The sequence below is a fragment of the Tenacibaculum aiptasiae genome (assembly GCF_965221665.1).
GTDB classification, from domain to species: domain Bacteria; phylum Bacteroidota; class Bacteroidia; order Flavobacteriales; family Flavobacteriaceae; genus Polaribacter; species Polaribacter aiptasiae.
Genome location: NZ_CBDCSN010000002.1, coordinates 2,027,193 through 2,043,163 on the forward strand (window position 1 = coordinate 2,027,193; position 15,971 = coordinate 2,043,163).

At 28.2% G+C, this 15,971-nt stretch carries 13 protein-coding genes; 12 read left to right on the forward strand and 1 reads right to left on the reverse strand.

The window, feature by feature from the left end; genetic code table 11:
- Nucleotides 1-26: 26 nt before the first annotated feature.
- The 12 genes from ACOQN8_RS09725 to rfbD all read left to right on the forward strand — a co-directional run bounded on the left by ACOQN8_RS09725 (nt 27) and on the right by rfbD (nt 14,076).
- A complete protein-coding gene (locus ACOQN8_RS09725; protein WP_420552525.1) occupies nt 27-1,181 on the forward strand; it encodes an O-antigen ligase family protein in 1,155 nt (384 codons plus the stop codon).
- 48 nt (nt 1,182-1,229) lie between these two features.
- Entirely contained in the window at nt 1,230-2,306 is a 1,077-nt protein-coding gene (locus ACOQN8_RS09730) for a glycosyltransferase (protein ID WP_420552526.1), read from the forward strand.
- A gap of 41 nt (nt 2,307-2,347) precedes the next feature.
- Nucleotides 2,348-3,469 carry a glycosyltransferase gene (locus ACOQN8_RS09735; RefSeq protein ID WP_420552527.1) on the forward strand — a complete coding sequence of 374 codons (1,122 nt, stop codon included), beginning with the start codon at nt 2,348-2,350 and terminating at the stop codon, nt 3,467-3,469.
- Nucleotides 3,466-4,326 (forward strand): glycosyltransferase family 2 protein, encoded by an 861-nt coding sequence (locus ACOQN8_RS09740; RefSeq protein ID WP_420552528.1) that lies wholly within the window; start codon nt 3,466-3,468, stop codon nt 4,324-4,326. Before ACOQN8_RS09735 ends, ACOQN8_RS09740 begins: the two co-directional genes overlap by 4 nt.
- Nucleotides 4,327-4,333: 7 nt before the next feature.
- On the forward strand, nt 4,334-6,226 hold the full coding sequence (asnB, locus tag ACOQN8_RS09745; protein ID WP_420552529.1) for an asparagine synthase (glutamine-hydrolyzing): 1,893 nt from the start codon (nt 4,334-4,336) through the stop codon (nt 6,224-6,226).
- Between the two features lie 3 nt (nt 6,227-6,229).
- Complete coding sequence (locus ACOQN8_RS09750; RefSeq protein WP_420552530.1) at nt 6,230-8,350, forward strand: bi-domain-containing oxidoreductase; 2,121 nt, start codon at nt 6,230-6,232, stop codon at nt 8,348-8,350.
- Entirely contained in the window at nt 8,332-9,915 is a 1,584-nt protein-coding gene (locus ACOQN8_RS09755) for a heparinase II/III domain-containing protein (RefSeq protein ID WP_420552531.1), read from the forward strand. The genes ACOQN8_RS09750 and ACOQN8_RS09755 overlap by 19 nt, the downstream gene beginning before the upstream one ends.
- Nucleotides 9,916-9,920: 5 nt before the next feature.
- Nucleotides 9,921-11,096 carry a glycosyltransferase family 4 protein gene (locus ACOQN8_RS09760; RefSeq protein ID WP_420552532.1) on the forward strand — a complete coding sequence of 392 codons (1,176 nt, stop codon included), beginning with the start codon at nt 9,921-9,923 and terminating at the stop codon, nt 11,094-11,096.
- On the forward strand, nt 11,089-12,012 hold the full coding sequence (locus tag ACOQN8_RS09765) for an NAD-dependent epimerase/dehydratase family protein (RefSeq protein ID WP_420552533.1): 924 nt from the start codon (nt 11,089-11,091) through the stop codon (nt 12,010-12,012). Before ACOQN8_RS09760 ends, ACOQN8_RS09765 begins: the two co-directional genes overlap by 8 nt.
- Nucleotides 12,013-12,015: 3 nt before the next feature.
- Nucleotides 12,016-12,573 (forward strand): sugar transferase, encoded by a 558-nt coding sequence (locus ACOQN8_RS09770; protein WP_420552534.1) that lies wholly within the window; start codon nt 12,016-12,018, stop codon nt 12,571-12,573.
- A 63-nt stretch (nt 12,574-12,636) separates the two neighbouring features.
- Entirely contained in the window at nt 12,637-13,185 is a 549-nt protein-coding gene (rfbC, locus tag ACOQN8_RS09775) for a dTDP-4-dehydrorhamnose 3,5-epimerase (RefSeq protein ID WP_420552535.1), read from the forward strand.
- A gap of 9 nt (nt 13,186-13,194) precedes the next feature.
- Complete coding sequence (rfbD, locus tag ACOQN8_RS09780; protein ID WP_420552536.1) at nt 13,195-14,076, forward strand: dTDP-4-dehydrorhamnose reductase; 882 nt, start codon at nt 13,195-13,197, stop codon at nt 14,074-14,076.
- A gap of 22 nt (nt 14,077-14,098) precedes the next feature.
- Here the strand turns inward: rfbD and ACOQN8_RS09785 are convergent, their stop codons facing one another.
- On the reverse strand, nt 14,099-15,952 hold the full coding sequence (locus ACOQN8_RS09785; RefSeq protein ID WP_420552537.1) for a LysM peptidoglycan-binding domain-containing protein: 1,854 nt from the start codon (nt 15,950-15,952) through the stop codon (nt 14,099-14,101).
- Nucleotides 15,953-15,971 lie beyond the last annotated feature (19 nt).

The window sequence follows — 15,971 nt, forward strand, 5'->3', positions numbered from 1 at the left end:
ATGATTAAAAACTAAATTAGTTTATTATGAGTAATATATCTTTTGGAAAAAAAATATCGTATTATATTTTTATATTTATAGCATTAGTTATATTAACTAATTTAAAGTTTGCATTTCCCTTTTTTACTCAGCAGTTATATTATGGGTTAATCTTATTAATTTTAATGTTGAATTTGTTTCAGTTTAAAATTAGATATTTAAATCCATTAGCTATACTATTAATTATTACTACAGCTTTAAGCTTATTAGCAAATAATACACCTTCTTTTTTTCAAGCAGAAAGTAGATGGCTAGCATGGCTCTTAATATTTATTGTATTTGGTCCATTTATGATAAATAGTGGGTTTGAATTTTTTAGAAAAAAAAGTTTTGAATGGGTTATTAAAATTTGTGAAATTGTTGGAGTTGGTTCTTTTTTTTGGTATTTGTTAGGACTGCCAAATTTAGGAAGAGGTTCTTTTAGTGGCTTAACGTATCATTCTATGTTATTAGGACCATTAGCAGGAATAGGTTTTGTTAGTATACTACATCGATTAATTTATGGAAAATTCAAAAACAAAATTTGGATGTTTGCTTGTTTGGTTCTTCTATTAATAACAATGCTTTTATCTGCTTCTAGAACAGCTTTAGTTGCATGTGTTTTTGCTTCATTAGTTAGTCTTTACATAAGATATAAAGGAAAAATAATTTTAGTATTAGGTTTTATTGGATTGCTAGCGGTGTTGAGTTTTACTTTTTTAGGAAAGACAGGTAAATTTACAAAGAGCTTAGAAAATAAAGGAAGTGGTAATTCTAGAGAGTTTTATTGGAGAGATCGTATTTCTGAATTTAAATCTAATCCTATTTTTGGTAATGGTTTTGCTACATTAAAAATAGGGAATAAAGGAGTTGGAGATGATGGAGGTGTAGAACCAGGTACTTCTTGGTTAGCTATTCTATCAATGACAGGAATAGTTGGTCTTTTGAGTTTTTGTCTTTTAGTATTAGGAATATATTTTAAATTATTGAAAAGAGTTTTAAAAAATAAAGATATTAAGATGTCATTATATTTATGTGTAATTAGTTTTTTTCTAGTAAGTTTCATTTCTGAAGGATATGTATATGCATCAGGCTCTATGTTAGCTATGGTGTTTTGGTTGACTATGGGAGGAGCTATGGATCAGTCTAGGAGTTTTTCATAGAAATGACTTTATAGTAATGTATTTATCTTAGCTATTATTAATTAAAATATGAAAATTTGTATTTGGCAACATAGACCAAGTTTACATCAATTAGCTTTAATCGAAGCTTTAAACAAAAAATGTGAATTAATCTGGATAATAGAGAATGAAAGGTTAAATAGTTTAAGGTTGAATATGGGGTGGAATAATGATTGTTCTATTGATTATTATTTGATTAGTAATTATAATGATATGGTTACTTTTGTTGAAACTTTAGATTCAAGTACTGTTCATTTATTTGGGGGAATAAGAGCATCTAATAATCTGAGTATATTGATTAAGTATTTAATTAACAAAAAAAGACGAGTATATATCCAATCTGAAGCTTCAGATTATTTTGGAATAAAAGGAAAACTTAGGGTTTTAAGAGGAGTTTATGATAATCGAAAGATTATAAAAAAGATTGAAGGGGTTTTTGCTATAGGTTCTTTAGGTGTTAAATTTTATAAAATGATAGGAGTAGAGACAACAAAAATTTTTCCTTGGGGATATTTTGTAAAAAAAACAAACTTTAAGTTAGAAAATGAATCTAATGTTTTTCAAATAATTTTTGTTGGGAGGTTAATAAAAACTAAAGGGGTAGAAGTCTTACTAAAATCATTGAAGTACATAAAAAATGATTATTACTTAACAATAATCGGAAATGGAGTTGAGGAAGATGTAATAAAAAAAATGATAAATAATGATTCTAGATTAAGAAAAAATGTAACCTTAATTAATGCTCTTCCTAATGAAGAAGTGATTAGAGAGATAGCAAAATCTGACCTTTTAGTCTTACCTAGTGTATATAAAGAAGGATGGGGAGCAGTAGTTTCAGAAGCTTTAATGCAAGGTACTAGAGTGATAGCTTCAGATAAGTGTGGAAGTTCAGTCTTATTATCAAATTCGCTAAGAGGGGCTGTGGTTAAATCTGGATCTATTGAAAGTTTAAGAGAAGAACTTGTAAAGCAAATTATGCAAGGTAAAGTTTCGGAAGCTACAAGAAATAAAATAATAGATTGGTCTAAATGTATTAGTGGAGAAGTAGCAGCTCAATATATGTTAGATTGTATTAAATATAAAAAACCTGAAGTTCCTTGGTTATAAGTAATTTTTATTTAAGTTAAAGATTAAAATAGTAGAATTCAATGAAAATTTTATTTCCTATAGGTTCATTTTTTCCAGCTCAAAGTGGTGGTCCAAGCAATACTATATATTGGCACGCTAGAGCATTAAAAAAAAATGGTGTTATAAGGCCAATAGTTATTACAACTAATAAGGATATTAATGATTCTAATCTTAAATTAGATGAATTATTAATAACAGAAGCTGGAGAAGTTACTTATTTAAAAACAAAAAATTATAGTTTGCCTTTTAAACTTATAGTTAAATCTATTGGAGAGATAAAAAGAGTAGATATAATTCACTTAACGAGTTTGTTTTTTATCCCATCTATTTTTATAGCAATTGCAGCTAGATTTTATAATAAAAAAGTAGTATGGTCTGTAAGAGGAGAGTTAGAAAATGGAGCGTTGGGCTACAAAAGTATAATTAAGTTAAAATACTTAAGTCTATTAAGAAATATAACAAAGAAAAATACAATTTTCCATGCAACGTCGAAGAGTGAAGAGGATAATGTAAAAAGAAATTTTCCAAAGGCAGATATAATTACTTTGCCTAATTTTATCTCTTTACCTAAACTTGTTAATATTGAGGTTAGAAAACAGTTTTTATTTCTGGGAAGAATTCACCCTATAAAAAATATAGATGGTATTATAAAATCTGTAGCTAGTTCAAAAGAATTTAAAAAAAATGATTTTAAATTAGTAATTGCTGGTGGAGGAGAACAAAATTATTTAAATAAGTTGAAAGATTTAGTAAGAAAGTTAAATCTAAAAGATAATGTAAAGTTTATAGGACATATAGAAAAAGAAGAAAAACAAAAAATTTTAGCAGAGTCATATTGCTTAATTTTGGCTTCTCATTCAGAAAATTTTGGTAATGTTGTTGTTGAAGCTTTAGCCCAAAAAACACCTGTGATTGCCACAGAAGGAACACCTTGGGAAATTTTAAATAAGAGCAAAGCTGGTATATGGATAAGAAATGAAGAAACTATTTTAACTGAATGTATTGATGATCTGATACAAAAAGAAAATAGAGATTATTTAAAAATGAGAGATAATGCCTATAAGTTAGTTAAGGATAAATATGATGTAGATGCTAATGTTGATAAGTGGGAAAATGTTTATTTAAAAAGTAAAAAGAAATGATAGCAGATAATTTGACAGTAATAATTTTGACATTAAATGAGGAAGTTAATATTCGTCAATCAATTAAAAATGTTCAAGGTTGGGCAAAAGATGTTTTTGTTTTAGATAGTTTATCTACAGACGAAACTCAAAAAATAGCAACAGATTTAGGAGCAACAGTTTTTACAAGGAAGTTTGATAATTATGCAAGTCAGAGAAATTATGCAATAAAAGAGTTACCAGTAGAAACTGATTGGATTTTCTTTTTAGATGCAGATGAATATTTAACAGATGAATTAAAGAACGAAATTGTTAAAGAATTACCAATATCTAAATTTGATGGATATTATATAAAACGTAGATTTTATTTTTTAGATAGATGGATAAAGTATGGAGGATATTATGGAACTAAAATACTTAGGTTGTTTAAAAAAGATAAAGCTACAGTTTTAAGAGATATGAATGAACATGTTTCAATTGATGGAGAAGTAGCTACTTTGAAGCATGATTTTATTCATGATGATAATAAAGGAGTGTCTGATTGGATACAGAAACATAATAAATATGCAACTTACGAAGCTTTAGAGTTAATTAAGTTTGAAGAGAAGAAAGAAGATGAAGATGATGAATTTGCTAATCTTTTTGGATCGCAGCCACAAAGAAAGAGATGGGTTAGAGAAAAAATTTGGAATAAGTTATTACCACCTTTAATAAGACCTATATTTTATTTTTTCTATAGATATATTTTAAGGTTTGGATTTTTAGATAGAAAACAAGGGTTCATTTTTCATTTTTTACATGCTTTTTGGTTTATGTTACTTATTGATGTAAAATACATTGAAATGAAATCGAAGTCAAAAAAACAGCTAAAAAAATAAAAATTATATGTGTGGAATACTAGGGTATTTTGGAGGAAATCAAGAAGGATTTATAAAAAAAACTAAATTAGAAGATATAGCTCATAGAGGGCCTGACTATAGTAGTTCAATTACTTTGGAGAATTGCTTTTTGGGACATACAAGATTATCTATTTTAGATTTGAGTGAGAATGGAAATCAACCAATGCACTCAAAAGATAATAGGTACTTTATAATTTTTAATGGTGAAATATATAATCATATTGAATTAAGACAAAAATATTTAGACAAAATTGACTTTGTATCAACAAGTGATACTGAAACTATTTTGTATGGAGTAATTGAATATGGAATAGATTTTATCAGTAAATTAAATGGAATTTTTGCATTTTGCTTTTATGACACATTAACAAATGATTATATGGTAGTGAGAGATCATTTTGGTGTAAAACCATTGTATTATCATATGAATGAAAAAGAGATATGTTTTTCTTCTGAATTAAAAGCAATACTACCTTTTTTAGGTGATAAAAACATTGATTTACATACGGTAAAAAAGCACATAAATTTTTTATGGTCAACGGGTGAATCTACTATGTTAAATGAAATTAAAAAATTATTACCAGGTCATTTAATAACAGGAAATTCAAAAGATCATAGTAAAGTAAAGTTTCAACAGTATTATGCAATTCCTTTTAATGATAGCAAAATAGAAAAGAAGCTAGAGGAACATTATATTGATGAGTTAGAAGAAAAATTAATTAAAGCAGTTGAAAGACAAATGCTGTCTGATGTCCCTATAGGTTTTTTCCTTTCAGGAGGTTTAGATTCTAGTTTAATTGTTGCTATTGCAAGAAAACTTTATCCAGATAGAAAAATTAAAACTTATACTATAAAAAGTCCCGAGATTGTAAAAGAAGGTTTTTCAGATGATTTGTTTTATGCAGAAAAGGTTGCACAACATTTAAATGTAGATTTATCAATAGTTAATGCCGATACGGATGTTTTAAAGTTTTTTGATAAAATAGTATATCATTTAGATGAACCACAAGCTGATTCAGCTCCTATAAATGTTTATAATATTTGTTCACAAGCAAGAAAAGATGGTATTAAAGTATTATTAGGTGGTACAGCGGGAGATGATCTTTTTTCAGGATATAGAAGACATCAAGCGTTAGATTTTGAAAAATATTTTGAGATTATACCTGTTGGTTTACGAAAAGTTTTAAAAAAAGGAGTATCACGATTGGACAAAAAGAGACCTCTCTTCAGAAGACTAAATAAACTACTAGTAAATATTGATAAAAGCAAAAATGAAAGAATGATGGGGTATTTTTCTTGGTTAGCCCCTGAAACTTTAAATGGTTTGTTTTTAGAAAAAAACAACATAGATGTATTTAAGAGATTTAAAGAATTAAATAACCAAATTCCTGATTCGACTTCAGATTTAAATAAAATGTTATTTTGGGAGTTGAATACTTTTTTAGTAGACCATAATTTAAACTATACAGATAAATTAAGTATGGCAACAGGTGTTGAAGTGAGAGTTCCTTTTTTAGATAAAGAATTGGTAGAGTTTTCAACTAAAATTCCTATAGAGCTTAAGTTAAAAGGAAAAGAAACTAAATATATATTAAAAAGGGTAGCAGAGAGATATTTACCTAAAGAAGTAATTTATAGACCAAAAACTGGTTTTGGTGCACCTGTTAGAGAATGGATATTGAATGATATGTCTTTCAAAATAGAAGATTATTTAAGTAAAGAAATTGTAGAAAGAAGAGGTATCTTTGATTACGCTAAAATAGAACAGTTATTAGATAGGAATAGAAAAGGAGTTGAAGATGTTTCTTATAGTATTTGGGCTCTTTTATCAATTGAATCATGGATGAGACAATTCTATGATAAAGAAATGAAATTATAAATAATGAAACAAATTATACAAGACCTTAAAAAGGGAGATACTATATTGGAAGAAGTTCCAGTGCCTTTAGTTAAAAAAGGACATGTACTTATAAAAACAACGAAGACATTAGTATCTCTTGGTACAGAAAAAATGTTGGTTGAGTTTGGTAAGGCAAACTTTATTCAGAAAGCAAAGCAGCAACCTGATAAAGTAAAAATGGTACTTGATAAAATAAAAACCGATGGGTTAAAACCAACCTTAGATGCTGTATTTAATAAGCTAGGGCAACCTTTACCTTTAGGGTACTGCAATGTAGGAGAGGTTGTTGCTATAGGAAATGGGGTTACAGAATTTAATATAGGAGATCGAGTTGCTTCGAATGGGAATCATGCAGAGTACGTTCTAGTTCCAAAAAATCTAGTGGCTAAGATACCTGATAATGTTACAGATGAAAAAGCAGTTTTTACTGTTATTGGTTCTATAGGTTTACAGGGAATAAGATTGTTAAAACCGACTTTTGGAGAAACAATTGTGGTAGTAGGTTTAGGGTTAATAGGATTAGTTACTGCAGAGCTTCTAAAAGCAAATGGATGTAATGTCATTGGTTTTGATTTTGATCCTGAAAAAATTAAAATAGCTCAATCTAAAGGAATAACTGCAATCAATCCATCGGAAGGAACTGATCAGGTTAAATTTGTAGAAAATTTTACTAATGGAGTAGGAGCTGATGGAGTAATTATAACAGCTTCTAGCAAGAGTAATGAAATCATTGCTCAATCGGCACAAATGTGCCGTAAACTTGGAAGAGTAATTTTAGTGGGAGTAATAGGGTTAGATATTAGCAGGGCCGATTTTTATAACAAGGAAATTTCTTTTCAAGTATCTTGCTCATATGGACCAGGAAGGTATGATGAAGAGTATGAACAAAAAGGAAATGATTATCCTGTTGGTTATGTCCGTTGGACTGAAAAAAGAAATTTTGAAGCAGTATTGAATGCTATCTCAAATGGTTCATTGGATGTAAAACCTTTGATAACAGAAAGAGTTCCACTAAAAGAGTTTGATAAGATTTATGGAGACATGTCTTCGTCTAAATCAATAGCTTCAATATTAGAGTATAATTCAACAGAAGAGCCTAAAACTACCGTTGCTATAAACGAAAAATCCTTTAAAGAAAATAAGGGAGTTATTGGAATAGTTGGTGCTGGTAATTTTACTAGTGCAACAATTTTACCTAATTTGAAAAAAATTAATGCCGATATAAAGTATATAGCTAGTTCTGGAGGTTTGTCGTCTACAACCATGGCTAAACAATATGGGATAGCAAATTCAACAACAAACTATAAAGAAATATTATCGGATAATGAGGTAGATACGGTTTTTATAACGACAAAACATAATATGCATGCTTCTATGGTTTTAGAGGCAATGAAATCGAATAAAAGTGTTTTTGTAGAAAAGCCTTTAGCCTTAACTACAGAGGAACTAGATGAAATTATAAAAGAGTATAATGAAAATGATGTTTCAGTATCTGTTGGGTTTAACAGGCGTTTTGCTCCTTTAGCAAAACAAATGAAAAAGGCTTTAGGAAATGACAATACTCCAATGAACATTGTTGCCACAATGAATGCAGGTTTTATTCCTGATGATGTATGGGTACATGATATGGAAGTTGGAGGAGGACGAATCATAGGAGAAGCTTGTCACTATATAGATTTATGTACTTATCTAGCAGGAAGTAAAGTGAAATCGGTTTGTATGAATTCAATGGGAACAAACCCTCAAGAAAATACAGATAATGCAAGTATCTTATTGAAATATGAGAACGGTTCCAATGCGGTAATTAATTATTTTGCTAATGGTTCCAAAGCTTATTCTAAAGAAAGAGTGGAGGTATATTCTCAAGAAAGAACTTTAATTATGGATAATTGGCGAAAACTAAGAGGATACGGATTTAAGAAATTCTCAAAAAGTTCATCAAAACAAGATAAAGGACATTATAATCAATTTAATGAATTAATTGATAGTCAAAAAAAAGGAGGTAATCCAATTATTTCTTTTGAAGAGATTGTGAATACAACAAGAGCATCATTTGCTGCTATTGAGTCTTTGAAGCAAGGAGGATGGATAGAAATAAAGTAATAATTTTATATAATACAATAAAGTTTTTAAAGCCTGTTCAAATTTATTACAGGCTTTACTATTTTGTAAGGAATCGTTTATCGAAAAAAGTATATAATAAAGAACTCGTTAAGAACCCGATAGATTTAATATGGAAAGATGAAGTTTTAAATAAAAAATCATTTTTTGGAGAAAATAAGTTTAAGTTTTTAAATCTTTCAAGAAGTTTTGAAGAGAAAATAGATTGGAATTATTCTTCATTTGGTAAATTATGGACTTATAATTTAAACTATTTTGACTTCTTGAATCAAGAGGGGATTTCGAAAGAAGAAGGGCTGAACTTAATAACTAATTATATCAAGAATGATAAGAACTTATTAGATGGTAAAGAGCCCTATACAGTTTCATTAAGAGGTATAAATTGGATTAAATTTCTTTCTAAGAATGGTATAAAAGAAGATGTTGTTAATCAAACATTATATAATCATTATCAATTCTTAGTAAATAATTTAGAATATCATTTATTGGGGAATCATTTGCTAGAAAACGGGTTTTCTTTATTTTTTGGAGCATACTATTTTAATGATAAGAGCTTTTATAAAAAAGCAAAAAGGATATTAAAGGAACAACTTGAAGAGCAAATATTAGGAGATGGAGCGCATTTTGAATTGTCACCAATGTATCATCAAATATTATTGAACAAGTTATTAGATTGCATCCGATTAGTTCAATTGAATAAATCTTGGAGTAAAGAGGAAGATTTAAAAACTTTTTTAATTAATAAAGCTTCAATAATGCTTTCTTGGCTAGATAAAATTACCTATACTAATGGTAATATTCCAATGGTTAACGATAGTACTTTTAATATAGCACCTACTTCTAAGGAGTTGTTTAAGTATGCTAAAAGAATTGGAATAACTTGGTGTCAAACAAGATTGAAAGAATCTGGATATAGGAAATTCCAAGCAGAAGAACTAGAGGTATTCATGGATGTAGGAAACATAAAACCTTCGTATCAACCAGGTCATGCGCATTCTGATACTTTTAGTTTCGAATTATATAATAACAATAAGCCAATAATTGTTGACCCTGGAGTTTCTACTTATGAGAAAAATCAATTAAGACAAGACGAAAGAGGAACTTATTATCATAATACAGTGCAATTAGGTGATTTGGAACAAACTGAAGTTTGGGGAGGTTTTAGAGTAGCCAAAAGAGCTAAGGTATTTGATTTGAAAGAGGAAGAAGGATTGATATCTGCTAAGCATAATGGTTATAAAAAAAATGGAATAATTCATGAAAGAACCTTTCAAATAAATAAGGAGGCTTTAGTAATTCATGATAATATTTTAGGGAATTCTTCTTTAAGCAAAAAATTTATTTTACATTTTCACCCAGATGTAGAGTATAAGAAAATCAATGATAAAGAATATTGTTTAAATGATTTGAGATTGATCATTGATGGCGAAGTAAAAAGTGCAAATGAAAAAAAATATAACTATTGTTTAGGTTTTAATAAAACAATTGAAGGAAAAAAAATAGTAATTATTTTTGAAGAAAAATTAGAGGTAGTAATAGCAAAATAATAATCATGAGAATATTATTTCTAACGTTTTATTATGAGCCTGACTTATGTGCGGGGTCTTTTAGAAATACTTCCTTGTTAAAGGAAGTGGTGAAACAGTTAAAGCAAGAAGACACTATTGATGTTGTAACTACGCATCCAAATAGATATGATTCTTTTAAAGTTGAAGCAAAGAATGAAGAAAAAATACGAGACGGTATTTTTGTTAACAGGATTAAAATACCAGAGCATGGAAGTGGGATTCTTGGTCAAATAAAATCATTTAAAAAGTTTTATTTTGAAGCATTAGAACTTACAAAAAATAAAGAGTATGATTTAGTCTATGCTTCTTCATCTCGTTTGTTTACGGCTTTTTTGGGAGCAAGAATAGCAAGAAAGAAAAAAGCAAAGCTTTACCTTGATATTCGTGATATTTTTAGAGAAACTATAACGGATCTTTATAAAAATAAAATTCTAAACTTAGGATTGAATTTAGTTTTAAAACCTATTGAAAATTATACCTTTGGAAAAGCAGAACAGATAAACTTAGTTTCTAAAGGGTTTGAAAGTTACTTTACAAAATATACTAAAGCTAAATATACTTTCTTTACTAATGGAATTGATGAACTTTTTTTATCACTAAAGAAAAAAGATAGACCTAAAAGCAATGATAAAAAAACAATTGTATATGGAGGTAATATTGGTGAGGGACAAGGCCTTGATTTAGTAGTACCCCAAATTGCCATGAAATTATCCGAAACACATAAATTTTTGATTATTGGAGATGGAGGGGCTAAACATAAATTGGAAGATCAACTTGTAATTAATAAAATAAATAATGTTGATTTATTACCGCCTGTTACTAGAGATCAGTTACTAGATTATTATCAAAATGCAGACTTTTTATTTTTACATTTAAATAAGCATAAGGCCTTTAAAAGAGTATTGCCGTCTAAGCTTTTTGAGTATGGAACATTTGATAAACCAATAATAGCAGGAGTGGATGGATATGCAAAAGTTTTTCTTAAGGAAAACATGTCAAATTTAATTTTATTTGAACCAACTAATTCGGATGAATTATATGAAAAAATTAAAAAATATTCATATAAAAATATTGAGAGATTTGAGTTTAAAGAGAAGTTCTCAAGATTAGAGATTAACAAGAAGATGGCAAATTCTATAATAACTCTTGGAAATGAATAATAAAATTATCATTACTGGAATATCTGGCTTTGTTGGAAATAGTTTAAAGAACTATTTAGAAAATTTGTTTGAAATATCTGGAGTATCAAGAAAAAAATCAAAGAATATTTTTTCATACGAAGATTTGTCTGAAAAATTATTTTCAGAGTATAATACAGTTATTCATTTAGCAGGGAAGGCACATGATTTAAAGAGCATATCTAATGATAAAGAATATTTCACGGCAAATACAGAGTTAACAAAAGAACTTTTTGATAAATTTTTAGAGAGTAATTGTGAGACTTTTATTTTTATGAGTTCCGTAAAAGCTGTTGCTGATGAAGTAGAAGTAATACTAACAGAAGAAACTCAGCCAAATCCAATAACTGTATATGGGAAATCAAAATTGGCAGCTGAAGAATATATCTTGGGTAAAAAACTACCGAAAAACAAAAGAGTATATATTTTAAGACCTTGTATGATACATGGACCTAATAATAAAGGAAATTTAAATTTATTATATAGTTTTGTGTCAAAAGGTATACCGTATCCATTTGGAAGATATGAAAATAAACGCTCTTTTTTGTCTATCAATAATTTATGTTTTATTATTGAAGAGTTGATTAAAAATAAAGATATTATATCAGGGGTGTATAACATTGCAGATGATCAACCTGTTTCTACAAAAGAGTTAGTAATGAATATAGGTGAGGCTATAGATAAAAAAGTATTAATATTTAACACACCTAAATTTATAATCAATTTATTAGGTAAAATTGGAAATATAATCCCTTTTCCAATCAGTACTGAGAAAATACACAAATTAACTAGTAATTATGTGGTTTCTAATAAAAAAATTAAGCAAGCTATTGGAAAAAAGATGCCTTTAGCTGTTGAAGAAGGGATACAGTTGACTATAAAAAGTTTTAATATATAATTTATGACACGTTTTTTTGATTTCATTTTTTCTTTTTTTGGTATTTTGGTTTTATGGCCATTGGGTTTAATTGTATACATCTTAGGATTATTTGATACAGGCTCACCAATTTTTAAACAAGAACGAGTAGGTAAAAATAAAAAGTCATTTACATTACTAAAGTTCAGAACTATGGGAGTAAATACAAAATCAGTGGCGACGCATTTAGCAAACAGTAGTTCTGTAACAAAATTGGGAGCTTTTTTAAGAAAATCAAAATTAGATGAATTACCGCAACTGATTAACGTTTTAAAAGGAGATATGAGTCTAGTTGGTCCAAGACCAAATCTTTTTAATCAAGAGGAACTAATAGATGAAAGAAGTAAGAAAGGAGTTTATGATTTCTTGCCAGGAATTACTGGTTTAGCTCAAATTAATGAAATTGATATGTCAACTCCAAAAAAGTTAGCCGAAGTAGATGCTGAGATGCTAGAATCTCTAACAATAAAGAAATACTTTCAATATATTTTTGCAACTGTAGGAGGAAAAGGATCGGGAGATAGAATAAAAAAAGAAAGATAAAGAGGTAGGGGAATGCTTGATTTTTATTTCTTTTTTATACTTATTAAATTTAGCTAAATAATAATGGAGTTTAAAAAAACTGAAATACCAGGAGTTATAATAATAAAGCCAACAATATTTGGAGATGAAAGAGGATATTTTTTTGAATCATTTAATAAGAAAAGAATTGAAAAGTATGTACAAAATCTAAACTTTATTCAAGATAATGAATCTAAATCTCAAAAAGGGGTTTTAAGAGGGCTTCATTTTCAAAAACCTCCTTATAGTCAATCAAAATTAGTTAGGTGTATAAAAGGTAAAATTTTAGACGTAGTGGTGGATTTAAGAAAAGGATCTCCAACCTATGGTAAGCATATTTCAGAAGAATTATCTGAAGAAAATAAAAAACAGTTATACATTCCTAAAGGCTTTGCTCATGGTTTTTTAGTCAAATCAGAAGAAGCAATAATAGTTTATAAAGTAGATAATTATTATGCACCAGATTATGATTCTGGTATAAAATGGAATGATATTGACCTACAAATAGACTGGGGAGTTAAAGAAGAAGAAGTAATTTTGTCTGAAAAAGATAAGAAACTCAAATCTTTTAGAGATTTTAAGAGCCCTTTTTAATTATTAAAAATGAATATATTAGTTACAGGAAGTAATGGTCAATTAGGTTCAGAAATAAAGAATTTGTCTTCGGACTATCCTGAGTATAATTTCTTTTTCGAAGATTCGAAAAATCTTGATATAACTGATATTGAAAAAATAAAATTTTACATATTAAATAATAAAATTCAAGTAGTTATCAACTGTGCAGCTTATACCAAAGTAGATAAAGCAGAGGTAGAAAAAGTAAAAGCAGAGAAAGTTAATTATATAGGTGTTTCTAACTTAATTAAAGCGATTGAGTTAGTTGGTGGAAAGTTAATTCATATTTCTACAGATTATGTATTTAATGGAGAAAATGTTCTTCCTTATAAAGAAGAAGATAAAGTAAGTCCTATAAATGTTTATGGGAGGACTAAATTAAAAGGTGAAGAAGAAGTTTTAAAATCTTCAGTAGAAGCAATTATAATTAGAACATCGTGGTTGTATTCCATTTATGGTAATAATTTTGTTAAAACTATGCTTCGTTTAGGGAAAGAAAAACAAGAACTAAATGTAGTATATGATCAAATAGGAGTACCAACCTACGCAAAAGATTTATCTAAAATTTGTTTAAATATTATAAAACAAAGCAAAGGGAGAATAGATGAAAAGTCTAAAATTTATCATTTTTCTAATGAAGGTGTTACTTCGTGGTATGATTTTGCAAAAGCAATAATGGAGCTTTCAAAAATTGATTGTAAGATATATCCAATTGAGACTAAGCAATATCCTACACCCGCAAAAAGACCAAGTTATTCACTTTTAAATAGTTCTAAAATTAAAGAAGATTTTGATATAGAAATACCTTATTGGAGGGATTCTTTGATGAACTGTATTGAAAGGATAAAAGCGATAAAAAAGCCGATGTAAATTTACATCGGCTTTTTTATTTTTATTTTAATCTTTCTAAGCTTAGATCTTTATTGTATTTTACTATAAATAAGCCTCTATTACTTGTACTTCCAAAAGTTTTCTTACGATAATCGAATTTGTTTTCTAAACGAAGAGAAACACCGTCTTTAAAAGTATCTGTTAAGCTTTTTCCAGAAGCTAATCTCATTAAAACATCATAGGTAATATCAAATCCCTTGATAGCATAATCAGAAGGTATGGTGTTGTTGTTGTCAAAATATTTTTTATTGAAAATCTTTACATCATTAGAAGAGTCATCAGCAAAAACATTAGAAACATATGTGAAATCAATACTAGCTAGTTTATTGTTTTCTATTTTATCGTATGCTTTATTTTTTTCAATAGCAAACACTTGAACTGTTATGTCATCAGGTAAACCAATCATACTATTTAAAACATCAGCAATGGCTACATTATCATCAGATGTAATAACAACCCAGTTGTGTTTTTTAGGATTCATTTTTTCAGTAAAGCGATCTCTTTTAATATAACCGTCTTTTGGTTTTAAAATATGAACGTTTTTAATTGAATCATGACTTTTTAAATTGCCAACAATTTTTGTTATTCTAGAACTTGAATTAGACTTACCATCACCTACAACAAAAACCTCTTCACCATTATACTTGTCTTTTAAATAAGAAATTAAAAAATCAGTGTATTTATCTTTTTCAGGAGCTGTTTTAACCAATTTAGAAGAAGAAAAATTCTGTTGCTTACTAGAAAAATGAGGAAAAACCACTGGAGCGCTAACTTTACGAGCAATTATTTCTGCTTTATTAGAATAAAAAGGGCCAATGATAACATCGCTATTATCTAATTGATCTTCTTCTAATATTGAACTAACATTGCTACCTCTGTTTCCAGTATCGAAAACATTCAAATTAACTATTACTCCTTGTTTTTTTATAGAGTCAATAGCCATTTCAGCTCCCATATAAAAGTCAGTAACCATATTAGCTAAAGAAGCTGATTTATTCTTTTTCTTACTAAAAATATCTTTGGCAGATAAAGAATCGTATTCTTTTGCTTTAAAAGGTAGTAAAATAGCTAAGTTTATAGCCGTGTTTTCTTGAATAGTATCTTTATAAAAAGTAAAGTTTTCATCTGAGTTAACTTCTTCTATAGGTTTAATTTTTAAAAGTTGACCAATAGAAAGGTCGTTATTAACTATGTTAGGAAACTCAGGGTTTAATCTAATTAAATCATCTTTAGAAATATTATAAAAGCGTGTTAAGCTATATACAGTTTCTTTACTTTTAACCGTATGAGTTAAAAATTTTTCTAAAACTTCCTCACGATCAATAGTTATAACACTTTCAGTAGCTTTAACTTTTAAAACTTGACCAATACTTAAGTCATTGTTTTTAATGCCTGGATATTCTGGATTCCATTTAATTAAATCATCTTTAGAAATATCGTACTCTTTAGTAATTCTATATACAGTTTCACCAGCTTTTACTGTATGTGTTTCGTATTCATAAACAGTTTGCTGAAATACTTCTTCTGTATTTTCATTATTATTTTCAGTAGGTTCTGATTCTACAGTCTCTGTCTCAGTGACAATAGGTTGCTCTTCTGTGTTTTCTGAAGAAGATGAAGAAATTCCTTTTTTAATTTCAGGATTTGGAATTACAATTACCGTGTTTGGATCAGGTCTTCTACTTACGTCTGGATTTAAACGAAGTAGGTCCTTGGTTTTCATGTCAAGACGTTTCGCAATGTCGCGCATTGTTTCACCATCTTTTACTTTGTAGGAGACATATCGTTTCTGCTGGCCACAGGAAACGGCAAAAGTTAAAATACAAATTAAAAGTAAAAATTGTAATTTCTTCATCTAGGTTGTTTTTATTTTT